Here is a 23,672-nt window from a genome sequence, read left to right on the forward strand (position 1 = left end):
TTGTATAGGTGTAGTTGCGATGAAACGTGTAGGTCTGATCGGTTGGCGCGGTATGGTCGGTTCCGTGCTCATGCAGCGGATGCTTGAAGAGCAGGACTTCGATCTTATTGAACCGGTGTTTTTCACCACTTCCAATGTCGGTGGCCAGGGTCCGTCGGTAGGCAAGGATATTGCCCCGCTCAAGGACGCCTACAGCATTGAAGAGCTGAAAACCCTCGACGTGATTCTGACCTGCCAGGGTGGCGACTACACCAGCGAAGTCTTCCCCAAGCTGCGAGAAGCCGGCTGGCAGGGTTACTGGATCGACGCTGCTTCCAGCCTGCGCATGCAGGACGACGCAGTGATCATCCTCGATCCGGTGAACCGCAAGGTCATCGACCAGCAACTGGATGCCGGGACCAAGAACTACGTCGGCGGCAACTGCACCGTCAGCCTGATGCTGATGGGCCTGGGTGGCCTGTTCGAAGCCGGCCTGGTGGAGTGGATGAGCGCCATGACCTACCAGGCGGCCTCCGGCGCCGGCGCGCAGAACATGCGTGAGCTGATCAAGCAGATGGGCGCCACCCATGCTGCGGTCGCCGATGACCTGGCCAACCCGGCCAGCGCCATCCTCGATATCGACCGCAAGGTGGCCGAGGCCATGCGCAGCGATGCCTATCCAACCGAGAACTTCGGCGTACCGCTGGCCGGCAGCCTGATTCCGTGGATCGACAAGGAGCTGCCCAACGGCCAGAGCCGCGAAGAGTGGAAGGCCCAGGCCGAGACCAACAAGATCCTCGGTCGCTTCAAGAACCCGATTCCGGTGGACGGTATCTGCGTACGTATCGGCGCCATGCGCTGCCACAGCCAGGCGCTGACCATCAAGCTCAACAAGGACGTGCCGATCGCCGATATCGAAGGGCTGATCAGCCAGCACAACCCCTGGGTCAAGCTGGTGCCGAACCAGCGTGAGATCAGCATGCAGGAGCTGAGCCCGACCAAGGTCACCGGTACCCTGAACATTCCGGTGGGCCGTCTGCGCAAGCTGAACATGGGCTCGCAGTTCCTCGGCGCCTTCACTGTGGGTGACCAACTGCTGTGGGGCGCGGCCGAGCCGCTGCGCCGCATGCTGCGGATCCTGCTGGAGCGCTGATTCTTCTGCATCGCCGCGAAAAACCCGCGTTCCCTCAAAGGGCGCGGGTTTTTTCATGGGCCGCAAGTTGTGGTCGCTCCGGCGAATTGCCTCGTCCCCGCGTGCCGGGTAAAGTGCCGCTCCCCCCGTTTTGCCTGAGGTAGCACCATGACTCCGTCCTTTGATATTGCCGTGATCGGTGCCACCGGTACCGTCGGCGAAACCCTGGTGCAGATTCTCGAAGAGCGTGATTTTCCGGTCGGCAACCTCTACTTGCTGGCCAGCAGCGAGTCGGCAGGACATTCGGTGCCGTTTCGCGGCAAGAACCTGCGTGTACGCGAGGTCGACGAGTTTGACTTCGGCAAGGCCCAGCTGGCGTTCTTCGCCGCAGGTCCGGCCGTGACCCTGAGTTTTGCGCCGCGGGCGACGGCGGCCAATTGCGCGGTGATCGATCTTTCCGGGGCCTTGCCCTCGGCGCAGGCCCCCAGCGTGGTGCCCGAAGTCAATGCCAAGGTGCTGGCCGGCCTGGGTAAACCGGTGCAACTGAGCAGTCCCAGTGCCTCGGCCACGGCGCTGGCGGTCGCGCTGGCGCCATTGCAGGATCTGCTGGAAATCCAGCGGGTGGGCCTGAGCGCCAGCCTGGCGGTTTCCAGCCAGGGCCGCGAGGCGGTCAGCGAACTGGCCCGGCAGACCGCCGAACTGTTGAATGCACGTCCCCTGGAACCGCGTTTCTTCGACCGGCAGATGGCCTTCAACCTGCTGGCCCAGGTCGGCACGCCGGATGCCCAGGGCCATACCCTGCTGGAAAAACGCCTGGTCAGGGAGCTGCGCGAGGTGCTGGGGCTACCTTTGCTGAAGATTTCTGTCACATGCATTCAAGCGCCGGTGTTTTTTGGCGATAGCTATAGCGTGACTCTGCAGTCGGCTGCCGATATCGACCTTGCGGCGGTGAATGCCGCGCTGGAAGCGGCGCCTGGCCTGGAGCTGGTGGACGCTGGCGACTATCCGACGGCCGTCGGTGACGCCGTGGGCCAGGATGTGGTCTACGTTGGGCGAGTTCGCAGCGGGGTCGACGATCCGGCGGAGCTCAACCTGTGGCTGACTTCGGACAACGTCCGCAAAGGTGCGGCGTTGAACGCGGTGCAGCTGGCTGAATTGTTGATAAAAGACCTGCTGTAAAAGATACTTGGCAACAATTTGCAGAATGAATCTAGCTGGGCGCTATGCTTGGCAAGTTGCTGGAGGTGAGTGGCCGTCAGGTGCTCCCGGGGCATGCAGGAATTAATCGCGCGTCGTGGCCATCCTGGCCCCGCGCAATGCCTTATGGCAGCCGCTACAAAACCTTCTCGCTAGCCGAGGAAAGTTCAAACAAAGGATGAGGCTATGGTTCAAGTTCGCAAACTGGTGTTAGCAATAGCGGCCGCCTCGGCGCTGTCCTCCGGTATGGCGCAGGCGCTTGGGCTTGGGGAGCTGACCCTGAAGTCGAGTCTGAACCAGCCTCTGGTAGCAGAAATCGAATTGCTTGATGTAAAGGACCTCACTGCCGCCGAAGTGGTGCCAAGCCTGGCCCCGGCAGATGAGTTCGCCAAGGCCGGCGTCGATCGCCAGGCCTTTCTCAACGACCTGAGCTTTACCCCTGTTCTCAATCCCGGCGGCAAGAGTGTGCTGCGGGTAACGTCCAGCCGCCCGCTGTCCGAGCCGATGGTCAAGTTCCTGGTGCAGGTGATGTGGCCCAACGGTCGCCTGTTGCGCGACTACAGCGTCCTGCTGGACCCTTCCAAGTTCTCTCCTGAGGCCGCGCAAGCTGCCCAGGGCGCACCGGTTTCCGGTCCTGCGGTGAATGCTCCGGTCACGGCGGCCAGCAAGATCAGCAAGCCTGAGCAATACACCACCTCGGCCCGTGACACCCTCTGGGAAATCGCGGCCAGGAACCGTAATGGCGCGTCGATCCAGCAGACCATGCTGGCGATCCAGGCGCTGAATCCGGATGCCTTCATCGACGGCAATATCAACCGCTTGAAAACCGGCAAGGTGTTGCGCCTGCCGGATGTGGTCCAGAGCACCGCGTTGCCGCAGCCCAAGGCGATCGCCGAAGTGGCCGCGCAAAATGCTGCCTGGCGCCAGGGGCGGCGTGGCGGAGCTCGTGGTCAGCAACAAGTGGACGCGACCCGCCGTGCGGGTGCCGACAAGACGCCCAAGCAGGCCAATACCCGGGACAACCTGAGCCTGGTCTCCGCCGAGAGTGGCAAGACCCGCGGCAAGGGCGCCGCAGGCGACAGCAAGGCGCTGAGCAACAAGCTGGCGGTCACCCAGGAAAGCCTGGATTCGACTCGGCGCGACAATGCCGAGTTGAAAGATCGCATGGCGGATCTGCAGAGCCAGCTGGACAAGCTGCAGCGCTTGATCGAGTTGAAGAACAACCAGTTGGCCAAGTTGCAGGCCGAGGGTGCGGCTCCGGCGGCGCCTGCAGCGCAGCCGGCGCCAGCCATGCCGGCGGAACTGGTAAGCAAGCCCGAGGCTCCGGCCCCGGTGGCTCCAGTGGCTCCAGTGGCGCCAGCCAGCGAGCCCGCAGCTGCACCTGAGGCGCAGGCAGCCACGGCCGACGAAGACAAGTATGGCGATCTGTTGACCAATCCGATCCTCTTGGGCCTTATCGCCGGTAGCGTGGTGGCGGCCCTGTTGCTGTTGCTGCTGTTGCTGGCGCGTCGCCGCAAGGCCCAGCAGGAGGCGGAGAAGCACCTGCGCATGGCCCGGGCATTGTCCGAGGAGAACAATTTTTCCGAAGAGATGGATCTGCCGGAAAGCAGCTTCGAAGGTCTTGAAGTGCCGCCGCCGAGCGTCAAGCTGGCTCCAGCTCCAGCTCCAGCTCCAGCTCCAGCTCCAGCTCCGGTAGCGGAGCCGATCGTGGCACCAGCCGCGCCGCAGGAACGGGCGACCGATGTCCTGGGCCAGGCGCAGAACCATATCGACGGCGGCCGCCTGAACCAGGCAGCGGCGATTCTCGAAGAAGCGGTCAAGATGGAGCCACAGCGCAGTGAGCTGCGCCTGAAGCTGATGGAAGTCTATGCCCGCCAGGGCGATCGCAGTGCCTTCGTCACCGAAGAGCGCCAACTGGTGGCCAATGGCGATAACCATGCGCAGGTCGAGCAGCTCAAGAGCCGTTATCCGGCCATGGTCGCAGTGGCGGCCGCGGCAGGCCTGGCTACCGCAGCCGCAGCGGCGGAACTGGATGCCGAGTACGTCAAGGAATTGCTCCAGGATGAGCCGCCGGCAGTTGAGCCAAAAGCCCCGGTGGAAGGCCTGGATGAAGATTTCGACCTGAGCCTGGATGACCTGGAGGCCGCTTCGCCGGCAGCGGTGGTGGCGCCAGAGCCCACGCCCGAGCCTGAAGTCGAGCTGGAGGATTTTCCGCTCGATGACGATCTGAGTTTCGGTTCGGTGCTCGAGCAGCAGATTGCACCCGAGGAGAACCTGGACGACCTGGGAGATTTCGATCTCGACCTGGGCGCGGATCTGCCTGCGGCCACCCAGAGCGATGACGATTTCCTGCTGAGCCTGGAGGACGATCTCAAGGACCTGCCGGCTGGCGAAGTGCCTACAGTGACCGAGTCGGCCCTGGATGACCTTGACCTGTCGGCGGATTTTGACTTGTCCCTGGCAGATGAGATGACCGCGGACGAACCCAAGGATGCCTTCAGTTCCGAGCTGGACGACGTCAATGCCGAGCTCGAGCGACTCGCCCAGACTCTCGATCAGCCGGAAGCGGGGAGCCCGACCTTCACTGCCGAGGATGCCGCGGCGGCACCTGAGGATACTGAGTTCGACTTCCTCGCCGGTAGCGATGAAGTGGCGACCAAGCTCGATCTGGCCCAGGCCTACATCGACATGGGCGACAACGACGGAGCCCGGGATATTCTTGGTGAAGTGCTGAGCGAAGGTAACGAAGGGCAGAAGAGCGAGGCGCAGGAAATGCTCGCCCGGCTGGCTTGATTCGACCTGAAGCTTGAGTGCAACGGCAGCCCATGAGGCTGCCGTTTTTGTTGGTGCTGCGCGGGACTCAGGCCAGCAGGTCCTCGTAGAACGCGCCGAAAGGGCGGGTAGGGTGGGCGATCTGGATTTCCAGGATCCACAGGCCGACCTGCGGGCAGGCGGCGAAATCCCCCAGGTCGCCGGCACGGTAGATGGCGTGGGGGAAGTCGCTGACGCGATGCCCCTTGATGTCCAGGTTCAGCAGCCAGCCCATGGCATGGGCCTGTTCCTCGGCATATCGATACAGTTCGGGGCCTGCCACCCGATGGGTTTTCCAGTGCTCGTACACCAGGTCGAACAGGCTTTTGGCGGCAGCGGCGCAGGCATGCATTTCGGCGTCGTCACCGACGACGAAGGTCGCTCCACAGTCGCCCTCATGGCGATCCCAGACCACTCCCAGGTCAATGAAGAACAGATCGTGTTCTCCCAGCCGCGGATCGCCCTCGGAGCGTTGCTTGAAGGTCTTGAGGGTATTGCTGCCAAAGCGGATCAGCAGCGGATGCCAGATCCGCTCCATGCCCAGTTCCTGCAATACCTCAAGGCCCATTTCCCTGGCTGCGGACTCCAGCATGCCCGGCTCGATCCGGCGGGCCATCTCGGCCACGGCCTCCCAGGTCATGCGCTTGGCGTGGAGCATGCCTTCCAGGCTGTAGGCCAGGCCGACGGCCTCTTTGTTGGCTGCGTTCATTCATCAGGTCCCGATCAGGTTTTTGTTATCAATCGCTATATAGCTTGATATATAACGCTTGATAGATGATCGCTGCAATCTGCAACTAAACCCCCGTGGCGCATGGCGTCCGCTTGCTCTGGCCTTATAATGGGCGCCTTTGCGCATATCAGCAGGCTGTAAGTTCTTGGCAAATATAGATAACGCGGCCGCCGAAATGGCGGCCGCAGGCTTTTCCCGGATCGCCCTGGGCGTCGAATACAAAGGCTCGCGCTATCACGGCTGGCAGCGCCAGTCGTCCGGCGTCCCCAGTGTCCAGGAGACCCTGGAGAAGGCCCTGTCCAGGGTCGCGGACTCCCCGATAACCCTGACTTGCGCTGGGCGTACCGATGCCGGGGTGCATGCCAGCGGCCAGGTGGTGCACTTCGACACCCAGGTCGTGCGTCCGATGAAGGCCTGGGTCATGGGGGCCAATATCAACTTGCCCCATGACATCAGCGTCAGCTGGGCCCGGGAGATGCCGGCGCATTTCCATGCACGTTTCAAGGCGATCGCCCGGCGCTATCGCTACGTCATCTACAACGACCAGATCCGCCCGGCCCACCTCAACGAAGAAATCACCTGGAATCATCGGCCACTGGACACCGAGCGGATGGCCGAGGCTGCTGCCTACCTGGTGGGCACTCACGACTTCAGTGCTTTCCGGGCCGGGCAATGCCAGGCGAAGTCGCCGATCAAGGAGATCCATCACCTGCAGGTCATCCGCTGCGGCAAGATGATCGTCCTGGATATTCGCGCCAGCGCGTTCCTGCATCACATGGTGCGCAATATCGCTGGGGTATTGATGACCATTGGGGCCGGCGAACGCCCGGTGGAGTGGGCCAGGGAGGTCCTGGAAAGCCGGGTGCGCCGAGCTGGCGGCGTTACCGCCCATCCTTTCGGGCTGTATCTGGTACAGGTCGAATACCGGGATGAGTTCCAGTTGCCCGAGCGCTACATCGGGCCGCATTTCCTCACCGGATTCCCGGAATTTGGCGGCTGACGCCCGGAAAAGCATTTGCTACCATCCGGGACTTTCCGGATTTACCCCAGGGGTTCACACGATATGTCGGCCGTTCGCAGCAAGATTTGTGGGATTACCCGCATAGAAGATGCGCTGGCGGCGGTGGCGGCGGGGGCCGATGCCATTGGCCTGGTGTTCTACGCCAAGAGCCCGCGGGCGGTGAATGTGCAGCAGGCGCGGGCAATCATCGCCGCCCTGCCGCCGTTCGTGACCACGGTCGGGTTGTTCGTCAATGCCAGCCGCTGCGAGCTGGGGGAAATCCTCGACGCCGTGCCGCTGGACCTCTTGCAGTTCCATGGCGATGAATCGGCTGCTGCCTGCGAGGGCTACCATCGCCCCTATATCAAGGCGCTACGGGTCAAGGCGGGTGATGACATCGCTGCGGCCTGCCAGGCCTTTCCTGGGGCCAGCGGGATTCTCCTGGATACCTATGTCGAAGGCGTGCCCGGGGGAACCGGAGAGGCCTTCGACTGGTCCCTGGTTCCGCAGGGGCTGAGCAAGCCGATCATCCTCGCCGGTGGCCTGTCGGCCGATAACGTCGCCCTGGCCATTGCCCAGGTGCGTCCTTATGCGGTGGATGTCAGCGGCGGGGTGGAGCAGAGCAAGGGCATCAAGGATCCAGCGAGAATCCAGGCGTTTATGCAGGCTGTACGTCGCAGCAGTGAGTCGATGTGACGGCTGGCAGTCTGCCGCCGTCCATAAGACCACTGTACAAAACAGGCAGGCGCCGCCGTGAGGCGGAGTCGTAATCGAGTGGCAACCGCTCTATCGCGGGTTGTCGGGATGGCGCAGGAGAGGTTCGCTGCGGGCAGGTCGAGCCAAGTGCTGACCGCGGTAGCGAGCCGATCATCGCCGCATACATGAATTTGGCTCAAGGGCATACGCGGGGTCGCGAACCACAGCGTTCGCGCCGCCGGTACTGGAGAAAGAAAGCATGAGCAACTGGTTAGTAGACAAACTGATCCCTTCGATCATGCGTTCCGAGGTGAAGAAGAGCTCGGTGCCCGAAGGTCTTTGGCACAAGTGCCCGTCCTGCGAGGCCGTGCTCTATCGTCCGGAGCTGGAAAAGACCCTGGATGTTTGCCCCAAGTGCAACCACCACATGCGGATCGGCGCACGTGCCCGCATCGATATCTTCCTTGATGCTGAAGGCCGCGCCGAACTGGGTGCCGACCTGGAGCCAGTGGACCGCCTGAAGTTTCGCGACGGCAAGAAGTACAAGGATCGCCTGAGCGCAGCCCAGAAGCAGACCGGCGAGAAAGACGCGCTGGTTTCCATGAGCGGTACGCTGCTGGGAATGCCAGTGGTGGTTTCGGCTTTCGAATTCTCCTTCATGGGCGGTTCCATGGGGGCCATCGTCGGCGAGCGTTTCGTGCGTGCGGCCAACTACGCCCTGGAAAACCGCTGCCCGATGATCTGCTTCTCCGCCTCCGGTGGTGCGCGGATGCAGGAGGCGCTGATCTCCCTGATGCAGATGGCCAAGACCTCCGCAGTGTTGGCGCGCTTGCGTGAAGAAGGCCTGCCGTTCATCTCCGTGCTGACCGACCCGGTCTACGGCGGTGTATCCGCCAGCTTGGCGATGCTGGGTGATGTAATCGTCGGTGAACCCAAGGCGCTGGTAGGTTTCGCCGGCCCTCGAGTGATCGAGCAGACCGTGCGCGAGAAGCTGCCTGAAGGCTTCCAGCGCAGCGAGTTCCTGCTGGAGCACGGTGCGATCGACATGATCATTTCCCGTCAGGAACTGCGCCCACGCCTGGGCAACCTGCTGGCCCAGCTGATGGGGTTGCCGACGCCGGAGTTCGTGGCTGCACCGGTCGAGCCGATCGTGGTTCCCCCGGCTCCTGCAAGCCTATGACCCAACGTACCCTGGGCGAGTGGCTCGCCTACCTCGAGCAGTTGCATCCTTCGGCCATCGACATGGGGCTGGAGCGCTCGCAGCAGGTAGTGTCCCGGATGGGGCTGGGCAAGCCGGCGCCCCGGGTGATAACCGTTACCGGTACCAACGGCAAGGGTTCCACCTGTGCCTTCATCGCTTCCCTGCTGCGGGCCCAGGGCCTGCAGGTCGGGGTCTACAGTTCGCCGCACCTGTTGCGCTACAACGAGCGGGTGCAGGTCAATGGCATCGAGGCCACGGATCAGCAGCTGTGCGAGGCCTTCGCTGCGGTGGAGGCCGGGCGTGGCGATGTCTCCCTGACCTATTTCGAAATGGGCACCCTGGCGGCGTTCTGGCTGTTCCAGCACGCGGCCCTGGATGCCGTGGTGCTTGAGGTGGGCCTGGGAGGGCGCCTGGATGCGGTCAACCTGGTGGATGCCGATATCGCCCTGGTGACCAGCATCGGTGTCGATCATGTGGAGTATCTCGGGGACTCCCGCGAGTCCGTGGCCTTTGAAAAGGCCGGGATCTTCCGTCCTGGCGCCCCGGCGTTGTGCGGCGACCTCGAGCCGCCGCAGCCTTTGCTGGACAAGGCGCGAGAGCTGGATTGTGCGTTTTTCCTCCGTGGCCGGGATTTCGATCTGGGAATCACCGATACCCATTGGCAATGGCGCGGCCTGGATAACCAGGGCAATCCGGTGCAATTGCGTGACCTGCCGCTACTCGACCTGCCCATGGAAAACGCGGCACTGGCGCTGCAGGCCTATCTGCTGACCGGGTTGCCCTGGCAGCCTGAGCGGATCGCCAGCGCGTTGCAGCAGACCCGGGTGACCGGGCGCCTGGATCGTCGCCGGATCAACTGGCAGGGCAAATCCCTCAACCTGTTGCTGGATGTCGGGCACAACCCCCATGCGGCGCAGTACCTGGCCGAGCGCCTGGCGCGCCGGCCGGTGGCTGGCCGGCGCCTGGCGGTGTTCGGACTGTTGGCCGACAAGGACCTGGCGGGCGTGGTGGCCTGCCTGCAGGCGTCGATCCAGCACTGGGCCGTAGCTCCACTGGACTCGCCCCGGGCGCGTCCGGCCGAGGAGCTGCAGGCGGCGCTGGAGAACCTTGGCGCTCCCGTGGCGTCTTATGCCAGCGTGGCGGCGGCGCTGGAGGCGCAATGCGCACAGGCCACCGCCGATGACGAAATACTGCTGTTCGGGTCTTTTTATTGTGTTGCCGAGGCCCTTGAGTGGCTTGCCCGGCGCGCCACGGAGGAAGCTGCACATGGCTATGCTGGATAACGTCTACAAGCAGCGGATGGTCGGGGCGTTGGTGCTGGTGGCACTGGCAGTGATCTTCTTGCCGATGCTGTTCTCGCGAGAAGACGAGCAGCGCCACGTGGTGGTCGAGGCGCCTGCTGCGCCGCAGCCATCGGCGTTGCCCCAGGTCCAGGTCGAGCCGGTGGTGGTCCCGGAGCCGCAGCCATTGCCGCAAGGTTCCGTGCCTGCCGATGATCCGGTGGTGCAGCAGGCGGCCCCTGCGGCGCCGATCGCCCCCAGTGTGCCAGCGACTCCGGCTCCGGTAGTGGTCAACAAGCCGGCCCCGACGCCCAAGCCCGCGCCAGTGCCGGCGCCAGCGCAGCCGGTGGTGAGCGCCAAGCCCGATACCAGCCAGAGCCGTGTCGATGCCAATGGCTTGTCCGTCAGCTGGTCGGTGCAACTGGCCAGCCTGTCGAGCCGGGAAAGCGCGGAAAACCTGCAAAAGACCCTGCGTAGCCAAGGCTATAACGCTTATATCCGTTCGGCCGAAGGCAAGAACCGGGTATTCGTCGGGCCGCTGATCGAGCGTGCCGAAGCGGATCGCCTGCGTGACCTGTTGGGCCGCCAGCAGAACCTCAAGGGCTTCGTGGTGCGCTTCCAGCCAGAGCGCGGTTGATTTGTACGGCACAGTGAATCGCAGCTTACCGACAGCCAAGCGCTCTGTTAAAATGCGCCGCCTTATCCGTCTGTAGGCTGCACTGTGCCATTTACCCTGGTTGACTGGGCGATCGTTGCAATAATCGCCATTTCCGCTTTGATCAGCTTGAGCCGTGGTTTCGTCAAAGAAGCCTTGTCGTTGCTTACCTGGATCATCGCAGGAGTCGTCGCCTGGATGTTCGGTGGCTCACTGTCCGAGTACCTCGGCGCTTATATCGAAACTCCTTCGGCTCGCGTGATCGCGGGCTGCGCAATCATGTTTGTCGCCACCTTGCTGGTGGGCGCAATGGTCAACTATCTCATCGGCGAATTGATTCGCGTCACCGGCCTGTCCGGCACCGATCGATTCCTCGGCATGGCCTTCGGCGCGGCGCGTGGCGCGTTGCTGGTGGTCGTGGCGGTCGGGCTCCTGAGCCTGGGGCCGGTTCAGCAGGATTCCTGGTGGCAGCAGTCGCGACTGGTGCCACAATTTCTATTGGTTGCAGATTGGTCCAAGAACCTCATATTGGGGTGGAGCAGTCAGTGGCTGGCCAGCGGTATCAGCGTACCCGCTGAAATACCGTTCAAGGAGCACCTCTTACCGGCCCAGGCGCCTCAGTAAGATGAGCTCAGTTCAGTTCCATTAAGTAGGGGTTGCGTCGCATGTGTGGCATCGTCGGTATCGTCGGTAAGTCGAACGTTAATCAGGCGCTGTATGACGCGCTAACCGTCCTCCAACACCGCGGCCAGGACGCGGCCGGTATCGTGACCAGTCATGATGGCCGGTTGTTCCTGCGCAAGGACAATGGCCTGGTCCGTGACGTGTTCCAGCAGCGCCACATGCAGCGCCTGGTCGGCCACATGGGCATCGGCCACGTGCGTTACCCGACCGCCGGTAGCTCCACTTCGGCCGAGGCCCAGCCGTTCTACGTCAACTCGCCTTACGGCATCACTTTGGCGCACAACGGCAACCTGACCAACGTCGAGCAGTTGGCCAAGGAGATCTACGAGTCCGACCTGCGTCACGTCAACACCAGTTCCGATTCCGAAGTGCTGCTCAACGTTTTCGCCCACGAGCTGGCCCAGCGCGGCAAGCTGCAGCCCACCGAGGAAGATGTATTCGCCGCCGTGACCGACGTGCACAACCGTTGTGTGGGTGGTTATGCGGTGGTGGCGATGATCACCGGCTACGGCATCGTCGGTTTCCGCGATCCCCATGGCATCCGTCCGATCGTGTTCGGCCAGCGCCATACTGACGAGGGCGTGGAGTACATGATCGCCTCCGAAAGCGTGTCCCTGGATGTGCTGGGCTTCACCCTGATCCGCGACCTCGCGCCGGGCGAGGCGGTCTACATCACTGAGGAAGGCAAGCTCTACACCCGCCAGTGCGCCACCAATCCGCAGCTCACCCCGTGCATCTTCGAGCATGTATACCTGGCCCGTCCTGATTCGATCATCGATGGCGTCTCGGTATACAAGGCGCGCCTGCGCATGGGTGAGAAGCTGGCCGAGAAGATCCTGCGCGAGCGTCCCGAGCACGATATCGACGTGGTGATCCCGATTCCGGACACCAGCCGCACCGCGGCACTGGAACTGGCCAATCACCTGGGCGTGAAGTTCCGCGAAGGTTTCGTGAAGAACCGCTATATCGGCCGGACCTTCATCATGCCGGGCCAGGCCGCCCGCAAGAAGTCGGTACGCCAGAAGCTCAATGCCATCGAGCTGGAATTCCGCGGCAAGAACGTGATGCTGGTGGACGATTCCATCGTGCGTGGCACCACCTGCAAGCAGATCATCCAGATGGCCCGTGAGGCCGGTGCGAAGAATGTCTACTTCTGCTCCGCCGCCCCGGCCGTGCGTTATCCGAACGTGTACGGCATCGATATGCCGAGCGCCCACGAGCTGATCGCCCACAATCGTTCCACCCAGGATGTGGCCGACCTGATCGGTGCCGATTGGCTGATCTATCAGGACCTGCCGGACCTGATCGAGGCGGTCGGTGGTGGCAAGATCAAGATCGAAAGCTTCGACTGCGCAGTGTTCGACGGCAAGTACGTTACTGGTGATGTCGACGAGGCCTATCTGAACAAGATCGAGAATGCCCGTAACGATGCCTCCAAGGCCAAGACCCAGGCGGTCAGCGCGATCATCGATCTGTACAACAACTGATCCAGAGCATTCACGAAGAGATTAGGAGTAGGCGGCATGAGTCAGGATTGGGATGCCGGTCGGCTGGATAGCGACCTTGAAGGCGTAGCGTTCGATACCCTGGCGGTGCGCGCTGGTCAGCACCGTTCGCCGGAGAGCGAGCATGGTGATCCGATGTTCTTCACCTCCAGCTATGTGTTCCGCACGGCCGCCGATGCGGCCGCGCGTTTCGCTGGCGAGGTGCCGGGCAACGTCTATTCGCGCTACACCAACCCTACGGTGCGTTCTTTCGAGGAGCGCATCGCGGCCCTCGAGGGGGCGGAGCAGGCGGTGGCTACCGCGACTGGCATGGCAGCGATCCTCTCGGTGGTCATGAGCCTGTGCAGCGCCGGTGACCACGTATTGGTTTCGCGCAGCGTGTTCGGCTCCACCATCAGCCTGTTCGAGAAGTACTTCAAGCGTTTCGGCGTCGAAGTCGACTACGTGCCCCTGGCGGACCTGTCCGGCTGGGATGCGGCGATCAAGAGCAATACCCGATTGCTGTTCGTCGAGTCGCCCTCCAATCCTCTGGCCGAACTGGTGGATATCGCCGCACTGGCTGAGGTGGCCCATGCCAAGGGGGCGATGCTGGTGGTGGACAACTGCTTCTGCACCCCGGCGTTGCAGCAGCCGCTCAAGCTTGGTGCGGACGTGGTGGTGCATTCAGCCACCAAGTTCATCGATGGCCAGGGTCGCTGCATGGGCGGTGTGGTGGCCGGGCGCAGCGAACAGATGAAAGAAGTGGTGGGTTTCCTGCGTACCGCGGGGCCGACCCTGAGTCCGTTCAATGCCTGGGTCTTCCTCAAGGGGCTGGAGACCCTCAGCCTGCGCATGCGTGCCCATTGCGCCAATGCCCAGGCCCTGGCCGAATGGCTGGAACGCCAGGAAGGGATCGAGAAGGTGCATTACGCCGGGCTCGCCAGTCATCCGCAGCATGAATTGGCCAAGCGCCAGCAACGTGGTTTCGGCGCGGTGGTGAGTTTCGAGGTCAAGGGGGGCAAGGAGGGCGCCTGGCGCTTCATCGATGCCACTCGCCTGGTCTCGATCACCGCCAACCTGGGTGACAGCAAGACCACCATTACCCATCCAAGCACCACCTCCCACGGGCGCCTGGCGCCGCAGGAACGTGAGGCTGCGGGTATTCGCGACAGCCTGATCCGTATTGCGGTCGGCCTGGAAGACGTTGCCGACCTGCAAGCCGACCTGGCTCGCGGCCTGGCAGCCTTGTGATCGAGTTGTCGACGCCCCCGGGGGCGGGCAATGGTCGTGTTGCGCTGGTTACCGGCGCGGCACGGGGTATCGGCCTGGGCATCGCCGCCTGGCTGATCAGCGAAGGCTGGCAGGTGGTCCTCACCGACCTGGATCGCGAGCGCGGCTCCAAGGTGGCCAAGGTGCTGGGCGACAACGCCTGGTTCATCACCATGGATGTGGCCGATGAGGAGCAGGTGGCTGAAGCGGTCGCCGAGGTGCTGGGGCAGTTCGGGCGTCTCGATGCCCTGGTTTGCAATGCTGCCGTGGCCGATCCGCACAATATGACCCTGGAAAGCCTCGACCTGGGCCATTGGAATCGGGTGTTGGCGGTGAATCTTGGCGGGCCGATGCTGCTGGCCAAGCACTGCGCGCCCTATCTGCGGGCCCACGGCGGTGCGATCGTCAACCTTGCCTCTACCCGTGCCCGCCAATCGGAGCCGGACAGCGAAGCCTATGCTGCGAGCAAGGGGGGCTTGTTGGCCCTGACCCATGCTCTGGCGATCAGCCTCGGGCCGGAGATTCGCGTCAATGCGGTAAGCCCGGGCTGGATCGATGCTCGTGACCCGGCCGTGCGGCGCGCGGAGCCATTGTCCGATGCCGACCATGCCCAGCATCCGGCAGGTCGGGTGGGCACCGTTGAAGATGTGGCGGCGATGGTGGCCTGGCTGCTTTCACGCAGTTCGGGATTCGTCACCGGCCAGGAGTTCGTGGTGGACGGTGGCATGTCCAAGAAGATGATTTACCAGGATTGAATTCTTTCGTGGGCAAGGAGCGGAGCGCTTGCCAATCGCTGGGGATTTTTCCTGGGGCTTGAAGCGTGTCGTTTACAGCTCTTTTGAAAAAAACTTCAATCCTGCTATTGACTTAGCTTCGATACGTGCGTAAATTTCGCGGCCTCAGCGAAGCAAAGGGTGATTAGCTCAGCCGGGAGAGCATCTGCCTTACAAGCAGAGGGTCGGCGGTTCGATCCCGTCATCACCCACCACTTCCTGAGTGCCTTTCGAAAGAAAGGCGGAAGCTTCCAAGGAAGCCTCCAACCGACGCGCAGCGGTAGTTCAGTCGGTTAGAATACCGGCCTGTCACGCCGGGGGTCGCGGGTTCGAGTCCCGTCCGCTGCGCCATATTTTCCAGATCAGGTTTTCTTGGTTTGAGATTGAAAGCCTTAGGGCCTCGATCAGACGATTTAAAAGTTTCACCTGGATGTAAGTCCAAGCGATACGCAGCGGTAGTTCAGTCGGTTAGAATACCGGCCTGTCACGCCGGGGGTCGCGGGTTCGAGTCCCGTCCGCTGCGCCATATATGCTTCAAGGACCACTGAACGCCTTGATGCAGCGAAACAGCAAAGACCCTGGTCGCAAGACCGGGGTTTTTGTTTTTCGCCTCTGTGGTTTCTGTCGTTATGATTCGCCCACAAAAAAACCGCCTGTCTGGCGGTTTTTTTGTCGGTGATGAAAAGCCACGTCAGAAGCCGAGCTTGTCCCGCAGGCTGTAATACCAGGCCCCCAGGGCGCTGAATGGGACGCGCAGTGCGTGCCCGCCAGGGAAGGGGTAGTGGGGCAGGTTGGCGAAGGCGTCGAAGCGCTCTGCCTGGCCTCTCAGGGCCTCTGCCAGGACCTTGCCGGCCAGATGGGTATAGGTCACGCCATGGCCGCTGCAGCCCTGGGAGTAATAGATGTTGTCCCCCAGGCGGCCAACTTGCGGCAAGCGCGACAACGTCAGTAGGAAGTTGCCGGTCCAGGCATAGTCGATCTTCACATCCTTGAGCTGCGGGAAAGCCTTGAGCATTTTCGGGCGGATGATCGCCTCGATGTTCGCTGGATCCCGGGCGCCATATACCACGCCGCCGCCGAAGATCAGTCGCTTGTCGCCGGAGAGTCGATAGTAATCGAGCAGGTAATTGCAGTCTTCGACGCAATAGTCCTGGGGCAGCAGGCTGGCTGCCAGTTCGTCGCCCAGGGGCTCGGTGGTGACCACCTGGGTGCCGCAAGGCATGGACTTGGCTGCGAGCTCCGGAATCAGGTTGCCCAGGTAGGCGTTGCCGGCAACGATGACGAACTTGGCGCGGACCCTGCCCTGGGGGGTGTGCACCACGGGAGAGGCTCCACGCTCGATGCGCACTGCCGGGGATTGTTCGTGGATGACACCGCCCAGGGACTCGACGGCGGCCGCTTCGCCCAATGCCAGGTTCAGTGGGTGGATGTGGCCGCCGCTCATGTCGAGCATGCCGCCCAGGTACTGGTCGCTGGCCACGACTTCGCGAATCCGGCGCTCATCCAGCAGTTCCAGTTGAGTGTGGCCGTAACGCTCCCACAGGCGCTTCTGTGACTCCAGGTGAGCCATCTGCTTGCCCGTCAGGGCTGCGAACACGCCACCGTCCTTCAAGTCGCACTGGATTTTGTGCTTGGCGATGCGCTCGCGAATGATCTTGCCGCCCTCGAATGCCATCTGTCCCAGCAGTTGCGCTTGCTTGGGGCCGACACTGCGCTCGATCACATCGATGTCGCGGCTGTAGCTGTTGACGATTTGGCCGCCGTTGCGTCCGGATGCGCCGAAGCCGACCCTGGCCGCCTCCAGCACGGTGACGCGAAAGCCGCTCTCCAGGAGGAAGAGGGCGCTGGACAGGCCGGTGTAACCCGCACCGATCACGCAGACGTCGGTTTCCATCTCGCCTTGCAGTTGGGGGCGTTCCGGGGCGACGTTGGCTGAAGCGGCGTAATAGGACTGTGGGTATGGAATGTGCGCCATCCTGCGACCTCTTGTGTTTAATATATTTTACGAGTGCGGCGATGCTACCTGAGTTGCAAATGGGCTGCCAGAGCAGAAGAAAAACTTCTTCGCCCTCGGGAAATTAAAAAATTCGCATATTCATAGGCTTAGCTGAAAAAAAAGGTGTTGACACCCCTCCGGAATTCCGTAGAATGCCGCCTCACAGCAGGCACGTAGCTCAGTTGGTTAGAGCACCACCTTGACATGGTGGGGGTCGTTGGTTCGAGTCCAATCGCGCCTACCAAACAAAATCCGCTCTGCTGGGCGGTCTGAAAAAGGGTTCACCGAAAGGTGAGCCCTTTTTTCGTTATGGGGCTTTTTCACGATCCTTGCCAAATCCCTCCGATCTTCCCGGTGCCCGCTGCATGCGGGGTCCTGCCAGCGCTGAGCTGATGCTTGGTGTTGCTCTGATGACGCCTCAGGTTCCTTTTATTCCTCGTTACCTGGCCGCTTGTGCACGTGACGCGATGGAGCGTGTAGCCACTTGGTCGATGCTGGTGCGGCTGGCACATGCATTTTGCTGCGCGAATATGAAAGGTGGCGAACAAGCCGCGAAAATAAAACAGCGGAGGCTGTATCGCTGGTGGTCATTTCTGCCCGTGTTTTTTCCCGAGTACAGCAAAAAAATTATAACCCTGTGTTTTTTCTGATAAAAAACTTGGCGGCGCGGTTCTTCTGATAGATGAAAGATGGCTTTCGATGAGCGTATTCCTGGGATCTTTGCCGTTAGCTAGGCTACGAGTGCAGAGGGTTCCAGGGCGGCAGTAGGCCAGACACATGCGTTAATTATCATCATCAGATGTCGAGGTCAGCGTTGGTCGTCGCTCAAGTCCAGGGTTGATCATTGTGAGTTGGCACAGCCAGTTTGCTGATAGCTCAAATTGTCCGGAGTCCGAAGCGATCATAAGGTGCCTTCAATCACGCAGAGGGCTGCGCTTGGACTGGATGCCGGCAGGAGCGCCAGGCATCGGTCCAATGGTTCTCTGTTTTTACCAATCGCTGGTATTCAGTGTGCGGGATGCCCCCTTGGTGTCCCGTTTTTTCGTCGGCTGCAAACCCGGTCGATTCTTGTGTGCCGATCTTGTTGGTCGAGTGTTTGCACAGTCTCAGGGCGTAATCCAGCTGATGTCGCTCAGGTCCGTGTGCAGCAGGTTCTCTAGGCGCCCTGGTGGTCGCCGTATTGCGCCCGGGGGCGCTAGATTTGCGGCTCCGGCAGCAGGCTGGAGCGCCTCAGCCTATTCATTGGGGATGAGTTGCAGCCGTATCCGGGGCGAGCCAACTTGATGATGAACGCGTCGATGGATTGCCTGTCGGTGCTGGGTGCTGGGTGCTGGGTGCTGGGTGCTGGGTGCTGGTGTGAGGGGCTGTGGCCTTACTGCTGGCAGCCTGCGGTTGCACGGTGAGGAGCTGGCCTCGCTCCCGGGGCGCGCGGTGCTGCGAGCCCCGGGGCAAGGTTTCAGTTCTGGGTGGTGAAGGATATGCCGTTGAAGGTGCGCACCGGATTGCCGCGTTCCACCTGGTGGTGGGCGTCGCGGCGATCCTGGCGCAGCTGCTCCTGGTCTTGCTGTTGCCGGGCTTCCAGGCGCTGCTGGATCAACAGGCGCGCCAGGCGCTTGTTGTCATGCTGGCTGCGCTCGGATTGCACCTTCACGCTGATGCCGGTAGCCAGGTGCGTGGCACGCACGGCGGAGTCCGTGGTGTTCACATGCTGGCCGCCGGGACCTGAGGCACGCATGGCTTCGAATCGGATCTCGCTGTCCTGGGCACCCTGGGGCGGACTGAACAGCTGGCCGGCGAAATACCAGTTCTTGCGCTTGTGGCCGGGCCGCGAAGGGCTCTTGCAGCTCCACAGCAGGGTGCCGGTCCAGCGCCGGGCAAGCTCCTCGGCCTGCTCGCCGTCGAGGCTGGTCAGGACCGACTTGCAGTGGTTGCCGCCATACCCGGCAACCTGCTCCACGATATCGATACGCACGCCCAGGATCTGGGCCTCGCGATACAGTTGGCGCAAGGCCTTGCTCACGGCGATTTCACACTCCACCGGGCCCTGGGCGGAGGAGAGTTGCAGCAACAACATCAGCAGCACCCCCGGCGCTTGTAGGTCAGTACCGGCTTGAGCCGAGCGATGATCTTCACCAGTCCGGCATCTCGCAGGCTACCTACTACGCTATCGATGCTCTTGTAGGCCTCGGGGGCCTCCTCGTACATCAGGCCGCGGTCTTCGCAGATCACCCGGCTGCCCAGTTGAGTGCGCTTGAGCTGCTCGAAACTGAAACGTGCATCCAGGCGGCCCTTGCAGTCGCTGCGCAGCCATTTGCGCCCGGCCCCATGGGCCAGGGAATAGAGGCTGGCGGTTGCCGGGATGGGTTGTACCAGGTAGCTGTAGTCGCCCCGGGAGCCCGGGATGACCACCGGTCCCACGTCAGAAGGCGTGGCCCCTTTGCGATGCAGCCAGCCACTGACTCCGTCGACGTTGGCCGGCGATACCAGGTTGTGGTTGATGTCCAGTACGGTATGTCCCTTGGCCCGCAGGTTGCAAAGCAGCCGCTCGGCAATCAGTCGGCGATTGGCTTCGGCGAAGCGCAAGGCCTCATTGTGCTGCTGCAGATACTGGGCGCCGGCGACGCTGTCGACTTCCAGAGGCTGATGCCCATGCTGGTCCACATGGCGGCGCAGAATGGCTTCCCCCAGGCCCCGGGAGCCGCTGTGCACCAGCAGGAGCAGGGCCTTGGAGTTCAGCTCCAGTGCTTGCAGGGCCTCGGTGTCGTACACCTGGTCGAGCTGCTGCAGCTCGGCGAAGTGGTTGCCACCCCCAATGGTGCCCAGGGAGTGCTCGTGGCCAGTCACCGGTAGGCCCAATTGCTCACGTTCTTCATCCCACTGCTCGTCCAGCGGAAGGTCGATGTTGCCGATCTTCTTTTCCAGCTTGTCGAGGTTCGGGCGAATGCTGGAAATATCGGTTTGCCACAGCGCCATGCCGCAGCCGATGTCGTTGCCCACCAGGGCTGGGTAGATCACCTCGGTGGAGAAAAATGCCGCGCCTACCGGATAGCCTCGGCCGGGATGCAAGTCGGGCATGCCGACGACCTGGCGCATGCCGGGCAGTTGGGCGGTGGTGTGCAGTTGCTGGAGCGCTTTGTCTTCGATCCAGGTGGTGTCGGAGGCGATCAGAGAGACGCCGTTCGACAAATGACGGATGCAAGTGTCCATGTCCAATTCCTGATTGGAAAAAATATTCAGGTAATGGCAGGACGAAGCGGGATTAAGCGAAGGCGCTAACGAATAGCGGATGCAGCGTTTAAACCAGGCACGTCCTGCAAGGGGTGATCAGCTGTTCCATGATGAGTCTCCTTGTCAAAAGTGTGGGAAGGGGCGCGAAGGTTAATCGTTTGTCCCGTGGCTGGCAATGGGCCATTTTTCAGAATGGGCACCTTCGCCAATGGCCGTGGTCGTAACAACCATCACATTGTCGAATGAGGATGGTTATGCAGACCTTCGGTGAGCGCTTGAAAGAACAGCGCAAGGCGCTGGGGCTTTCCCAGCAGGAGTTCGGGGCTATCGGTGGAGTCGAGGCCAATGCCCAGGGGCGCTATGAGAGCGGTGAACGGGTACCCAAGTCGGATTACTTGATGGCGATAGGACGCCATGGGGTAGATCTGCTCTACGTATTGACCGGCGAGCCTTCACGCCTGCCCGAGGGCAGCCTGAGCGCCGATGAAAGCAGCGTCATCCAGAACTACCGCCATCTTGGCGACGACGACCAGGAGGCTATTGCCCAGCTGGCGTCGTCCCTGGCCGAATGCTGAAGCCTGGTGCGTGTTTTTTCTCGGCCCTGGACGGCTTTTTTCCAGCGCCTGGGCGATACTCTCGCGTTTTCACGGACCAGGAGGCAGCATGCGGGTTTTGATGGCGGTAACGGTGGCGGCCCTGTTGGCCGGCTGCGCGAGCTCTAACATGGATGATGCGCGGGCCAAGGCCCCCGCCAAGACCTTGAGCTCGGCCAAGGCCGATCAGTTGGTGGCGCAGTGTGTGCAGTTCGCCTGGCAGGATGAGGCGGTATTCGGTGTCGATGCCGCAGCCTATCTGGAGTCGGGCAAGGGCGGTGGCTATACGGTGTATAGCCGGTCCGCCGAATCCTTCGTGGATATCAAGGCGGAGGCGGCGGCGACCACCGTCCGCTTCTACGCCGTTGAAGACAATTTCGTCTCCAAGCGCCGCCTGGCGGCTTTGGCCACCTGCTTGTAGTTTTCCCTGGCGCAGCCTTCAGCGCGTTTCCTGCAAACCCGGCCCTGGCCGGGTTTTGTCGTTTCTGGAGCTTGGATTTTTCGGGCTTAGTTTCAAGTTCTTCTCTGGAATAAATCGGGGGAAGTCATTTTTACTCCAGAAAAGCGTGTAATACATTGACTCTTCAAATTGTCAGCGCAAATAAGGAAATCCAGGGTTTAATGGGCTTTGCGCTGTTTTTTGCAAATTGTCTGAAGTGGTTACTTGTCGAGCGCATGAAAAAAGTAGGAAAAAGTGCGCTAAGTTAAAGGTGCTCGCCAAGAGCGAGTTTTAATTAATCAATGGAGTGAAAGAAATGAATAAGCCACAAACTCAACTTAAACATGGTCGTGTCGTATCTCCTTCCAGCCGCGGTGCGGTCGCGGTGGATCTGGGTCTCCTGGGCACCTGGCAGGTCAACGAAATGGAAGGCGGAAAGAACTTGCCGGCCCTGGGCGCCGGACCGTTCCCGGCCCCTTACGGCAGCGACGAACCCAGTGTCGCACCGCCTGCAGATGGCCATATCCTCAGCGGTGGCAAGACCGATGCGCGTGATTGCGTCAACTTCACCGACGAAGAAATGTCGAAGAAACTCAATCGTCCATTCAGCTGGCCGCTGGTGAACGTGGAGCCTGGGCAAGTATTCCGGGTGCAGTGGGTTTACAGCGCTCCACACGTTACCCGTGGGTATAGCTGGTTCATCACCAAAGATGGCTGGGATCCGAAACAACGGATCAGCCGTGCGCAACTTGAGCCCAAGGCTTTTTACCAGGATTTCTATACTCAAGTTCCGTATCACGCACATGGCCCGGAATTGAAAGCCAAGACCGAACATGAAGTCGTGCTGCCCAAGAACAAGAAGGGGCACCATGTTGTAGTTCTGGCCTGGATTGTGGCCAATACCGGTAACGCTTTCTATCAGGCCTTCGATCTGGACTTCAAGTAAGTTGCAGTGGAAGAAACTCTTTTAATAGTTCTGAAGGAATAGAACATGGATAAAATCGACTTTTCCTTGATCAAGAGTCAGGCCGCCGATGCCGCATCGCTGATGCCCAGCCTCGCCGGCAAGAAGATCCTCATGGGCTTCTGGCACAACTGGGCCGCTGGCGCCGCCGATGGTTACCAGCGCGGGCAGTTCGCCAACCTGAGCCTGCTGGATGTACCCAAGGAGTACAACGTGGTGGCGGTGGCCTTCATGAAAGGCAACGGCATTCCCACTTTCAAGCCCTACAACCTGTCTGACGCCGAGTTCCGGCGTCAGGTGGGCGTACTCAACAGCCAGGGGCGGGCAGTGTTGATTTCCCTGGGTGGCGCCGATGCGCATATCGAGTTGCACAAGGGCAACGAGCAGCCTTTGGCCAACGAGATCATCCGCCTGGTCGAAACCTATGGCTTCGATGGCCTGGACATCGACCTGGAGCAGAGCGCCATCGACTTCGCCGATAACAAGAGCGTGCTGCCAGCGGCATTGAAACTGGTAAAGGATCATTACGCCGGCCAGGGCAAGCACTTCATCATCAGCATGGCGCCGGAGTTCCCGTACCTGACCAGCAGTGGCAAGTACCTGCCGTACTTGCAGGCGCTGGAGGGCTACTACGACTTCATCGCCCCGCAGTACTACAACCAGGGCGGTGATGGCCTGTGGGTAGCGGAGGCCAACGGTGGTCGTGGGGCCTGGCTTGCCCAGAGCAACGACCAGGTGAAGGAGGACTTCCTGTTCTACCTCACCGACAGCCTGGCTTCCGGCACTCGTGGCTTCACTCGCATCCCGGCGGACAAGCTGGCGATCGGCCTGCCGAGCAACGTCGATGCCGCGGCTACCGGGTACGTCATCGATCCGGCGGCGTTGACCAATGCCTTCAAGCGCTTGCAGAAGGCTGGCCATGCCATCAAGGGGCTGATGACCTGGTCGGTGAACTGGGATGCCGGCACCAGCCGGCAGGGAACGCACTACAACTGGGAGTTCTGCAATCGCTACGCGCCGCTGATCCATGGCGATGGCGGTGAACCGGAGCGCCCACCGGCACCTGGCAACCTGGCGGTATCGGGCCGTAGCCGCAACAGCATCAGCCTGGGCTGGAGCGTGGTCGGCGGCGAACGTCCGGTGGAGTTCTATTCCCTGTATCGCGACGGTCGGCCAGTGGCCAAGACGCCTGCTCCAGGCGTCGAGGACCAGGGCCTGCAACCAGATACCGAGTACAGCTACTTCGTCACTGCCACCGATATCCAGGGGCAGGAGTCGTTACCCAGTCGCAGCGTGACAGCCAGGACTGCCGGTGGCGAGGTAGACCCGGGCTTCCCGCAGTGGCGCGTCAGCCAGCACTACCGCAAGGAAGACGGTGTGAGCTTTGAGGGCAATCGCTACCTGTGCCTTCAGGAGCACACCTCCAACCCGGCGTGGACGCCTTCGGTGGCTTTCACCTTGTGGCGCAAGGTATTGCTGGAGCGCCATGCTTGAGCATGGCGGGTCATTGCTGGATTGGATGGCCAGGCGACCCAGGTGCGGATCTTGCGATCCGTGCCTG

General features: G+C 61.7%; 21 protein-coding genes and 4 tRNA genes. 21 read left to right on the forward strand and 4 right to left on the reverse strand.

What is annotated here, in order from left to right:
- Positions 1 to 19 precede the first annotated feature (19 nt).
- The 3 genes from asd to GDH07_RS08640 all read left to right on the forward strand — a co-directional run bounded on the left by asd (position 20) and on the right by GDH07_RS08640 (position 5,101).
- Positions 20 to 1,132, forward strand: a complete 1,113-nt coding sequence (asd, locus tag GDH07_RS08630) for an aspartate-semialdehyde dehydrogenase (RefSeq protein ID WP_053138885.1) — start codon at positions 20 to 22, stop codon at positions 1,130 to 1,132.
- A 147-nt stretch (positions 1,133 to 1,279) separates the two neighbouring features.
- Positions 1,280 to 2,290 carry an aspartate-semialdehyde dehydrogenase gene (locus tag GDH07_RS08635; protein ID WP_152897134.1) on the forward strand — a complete coding sequence of 337 codons (1,011 nt, stop codon included), beginning with the start codon at positions 1,280 to 1,282 and terminating at the stop codon, positions 2,288 to 2,290.
- A gap of 204 nt (positions 2,291 to 2,494) precedes the next feature.
- The gene (locus tag GDH07_RS08640) at positions 2,495 to 5,101 is read left to right on the forward strand and encodes a FimV/HubP family polar landmark protein (protein WP_152897135.1); all 2,607 of its coding nucleotides are present in this window, start codon (positions 2,495 to 2,497) and stop codon (positions 5,099 to 5,101) included.
- Positions 5,102 to 5,168: 67 nt separating this feature from the next.
- Here GDH07_RS08640 and GDH07_RS08645 read toward each other — a convergent pair whose 3' ends face one another.
- The gene (locus GDH07_RS08645; protein ID WP_152897136.1) at positions 5,169 to 5,828 is read right to left on the reverse strand and encodes a M24 family metallopeptidase; all 660 of its coding nucleotides are present in this window, start codon (positions 5,826 to 5,828) and stop codon (positions 5,169 to 5,171) included.
- A gap of 196 nt (positions 5,829 to 6,024) precedes the next feature.
- Between GDH07_RS08645 and truA the strand changes: the two genes are divergently transcribed.
- From truA to GDH07_RS08705, 12 genes are all read left to right on the forward strand, one after another.
- Positions 6,025 to 6,849, forward strand: a complete 825-nt coding sequence (truA, locus tag GDH07_RS08650) for a tRNA pseudouridine(38-40) synthase TruA (RefSeq protein WP_178124033.1) — start codon at positions 6,025 to 6,027, stop codon at positions 6,847 to 6,849.
- A 63-nt stretch (positions 6,850 to 6,912) separates the two neighbouring features.
- Complete coding sequence (locus GDH07_RS08655) at positions 6,913 to 7,545, forward strand: phosphoribosylanthranilate isomerase (RefSeq protein WP_152897138.1); 633 nt, start codon at positions 6,913 to 6,915, stop codon at positions 7,543 to 7,545.
- A 259-nt stretch (positions 7,546 to 7,804) separates the two neighbouring features.
- Entirely contained in the window at positions 7,805 to 8,725 is a 921-nt protein-coding gene (gene accD, locus GDH07_RS08660) for an acetyl-CoA carboxylase, carboxyltransferase subunit beta (RefSeq protein WP_022643446.1), read from the forward strand.
- Positions 8,722 to 10,029 carry a bifunctional tetrahydrofolate synthase/dihydrofolate synthase gene (folC, locus tag GDH07_RS08665; protein WP_152897139.1) on the forward strand — a complete coding sequence of 436 codons (1,308 nt, stop codon included), beginning with the start codon at positions 8,722 to 8,724 and terminating at the stop codon, positions 10,027 to 10,029. Before accD ends, folC begins: the two co-directional genes overlap by 4 nt.
- On the forward strand, positions 10,013 to 10,663 hold the full coding sequence (locus GDH07_RS08670; RefSeq protein ID WP_031321372.1) for an SPOR domain-containing protein: 651 nt from the start codon (positions 10,013 to 10,015) through the stop codon (positions 10,661 to 10,663). Before folC ends, GDH07_RS08670 begins: the two co-directional genes overlap by 17 nt.
- Before the next feature lie 84 nt (positions 10,664 to 10,747).
- Positions 10,748 to 11,305 carry a CvpA family protein gene (locus GDH07_RS08675; RefSeq protein WP_022643449.1) on the forward strand — a complete coding sequence of 186 codons (558 nt, stop codon included), beginning with the start codon at positions 10,748 to 10,750 and terminating at the stop codon, positions 11,303 to 11,305.
- Positions 11,306 to 11,346: 41 nt separating this feature from the next.
- Positions 11,347 to 12,852: an amidophosphoribosyltransferase gene (gene purF, locus GDH07_RS08680; RefSeq protein ID WP_031321374.1), complete on the forward strand. Its 1,506-nt coding sequence runs from the start codon at positions 11,347 to 11,349 to the stop codon at positions 12,850 to 12,852.
- 36 nt (positions 12,853 to 12,888) lie between these two features.
- Positions 12,889 to 14,100 (forward strand): O-succinylhomoserine sulfhydrylase, encoded by a 1,212-nt coding sequence (locus GDH07_RS08685; protein ID WP_022643451.1) that lies wholly within the window; start codon positions 12,889 to 12,891, stop codon positions 14,098 to 14,100.
- Between the two features lie 5 nt (positions 14,101 to 14,105).
- Positions 14,106 to 14,873 carry an SDR family oxidoreductase gene (locus tag GDH07_RS08690; RefSeq protein ID WP_053138390.1) on the forward strand — a complete coding sequence of 256 codons (768 nt, stop codon included), beginning with the start codon at positions 14,106 to 14,108 and terminating at the stop codon, positions 14,871 to 14,873.
- 157 nt (positions 14,874 to 15,030) lie between these two features.
- A tRNA-Val gene (locus tag GDH07_RS08695) sits at positions 15,031 to 15,106 on the forward strand.
- Positions 15,107 to 15,165: 59 nt separating this feature from the next.
- Positions 15,166 to 15,242: transfer RNA gene (locus GDH07_RS08700), tRNA-Asp, on the forward strand.
- A gap of 98 nt (positions 15,243 to 15,340) precedes the next feature.
- Positions 15,341 to 15,417: transfer RNA gene (locus tag GDH07_RS08705), tRNA-Asp, on the forward strand.
- A 165-nt stretch (positions 15,418 to 15,582) separates the two neighbouring features.
- Here the strand turns inward: GDH07_RS08705 and GDH07_RS08710 are convergent.
- Entirely contained in the window at positions 15,583 to 16,866 is a 1,284-nt protein-coding gene (locus GDH07_RS08710; protein ID WP_152897140.1) for an NAD(P)/FAD-dependent oxidoreductase, read from the reverse strand.
- A 188-nt stretch (positions 16,867 to 17,054) separates the two neighbouring features.
- On the opposite strand from GDH07_RS08710, the gene GDH07_RS08715 reads away from it, so the two are divergent.
- Both GDH07_RS08715 and GDH07_RS08720 read left to right on the forward strand, forming a co-directional pair.
- Positions 17,055 to 17,131: transfer RNA gene (locus GDH07_RS08715), tRNA-Val, on the forward strand.
- 121 nt (positions 17,132 to 17,252) lie between these two features.
- Complete coding sequence (locus tag GDH07_RS08720; protein WP_152897141.1) at positions 17,253 to 17,537, forward strand: hypothetical protein; 285 nt, start codon at positions 17,253 to 17,255, stop codon at positions 17,535 to 17,537.
- An 806-nt stretch (positions 17,538 to 18,343) separates the two neighbouring features.
- On the opposite strand, the gene prfH is transcribed toward GDH07_RS08720, so the two are convergent.
- Complete coding sequence (gene prfH, locus GDH07_RS08725) at positions 18,344 to 18,961, reverse strand: peptide chain release factor H (RefSeq protein ID WP_152897142.1); 618 nt, start codon at positions 18,959 to 18,961, stop codon at positions 18,344 to 18,346.
- Positions 18,961 to 20,094: an RNA ligase RtcB family protein gene (locus GDH07_RS08730; RefSeq protein ID WP_152897143.1), complete on the reverse strand. Its 1,134-nt coding sequence runs from the start codon at positions 20,092 to 20,094 to the stop codon at positions 18,961 to 18,963. The genes prfH and GDH07_RS08730 overlap by 1 nt, the downstream gene beginning before the upstream one ends.
- Positions 20,095 to 20,369: 275 nt before the next feature.
- On the opposite strand from GDH07_RS08730, the gene GDH07_RS08735 reads away from it, so the two are divergent.
- The 4 genes from GDH07_RS08735 to GDH07_RS08750 all read left to right on the forward strand — a co-directional run bounded on the left by GDH07_RS08735 (position 20,370) and on the right by GDH07_RS08750 (position 23,605).
- The gene (locus tag GDH07_RS08735) at positions 20,370 to 20,690 is read left to right on the forward strand and encodes a helix-turn-helix domain-containing protein (protein ID WP_152897144.1); all 321 of its coding nucleotides are present in this window, start codon (positions 20,370 to 20,372) and stop codon (positions 20,688 to 20,690) included.
- 88 nt (positions 20,691 to 20,778) lie between these two features.
- Positions 20,779 to 21,129, forward strand: a complete 351-nt coding sequence (locus GDH07_RS08740) for a hypothetical protein (protein ID WP_053138143.1) — start codon at positions 20,779 to 20,781, stop codon at positions 21,127 to 21,129.
- A gap of 334 nt (positions 21,130 to 21,463) precedes the next feature.
- The gene (locus GDH07_RS08745; RefSeq protein ID WP_031321399.1) at positions 21,464 to 22,093 is read left to right on the forward strand and encodes a lytic polysaccharide monooxygenase auxiliary activity family 9 protein; all 630 of its coding nucleotides are present in this window, start codon (positions 21,464 to 21,466) and stop codon (positions 22,091 to 22,093) included.
- A gap of 45 nt (positions 22,094 to 22,138) precedes the next feature.
- Positions 22,139 to 23,605, forward strand: coding sequence for a carbohydrate-binding protein (locus tag GDH07_RS08750; protein ID WP_152897145.1), 1,467 nt, complete (start codon positions 22,139 to 22,141; stop codon positions 23,603 to 23,605).
- Positions 23,606 to 23,672 lie beyond the last annotated feature (67 nt).

It is taken from the genome of Pseudomonas piscis, from assembly GCF_009380155.1.
Lineage (GTDB): Bacteria > Pseudomonadota > Gammaproteobacteria > Pseudomonadales > Pseudomonadaceae > Aquipseudomonas > Aquipseudomonas piscis.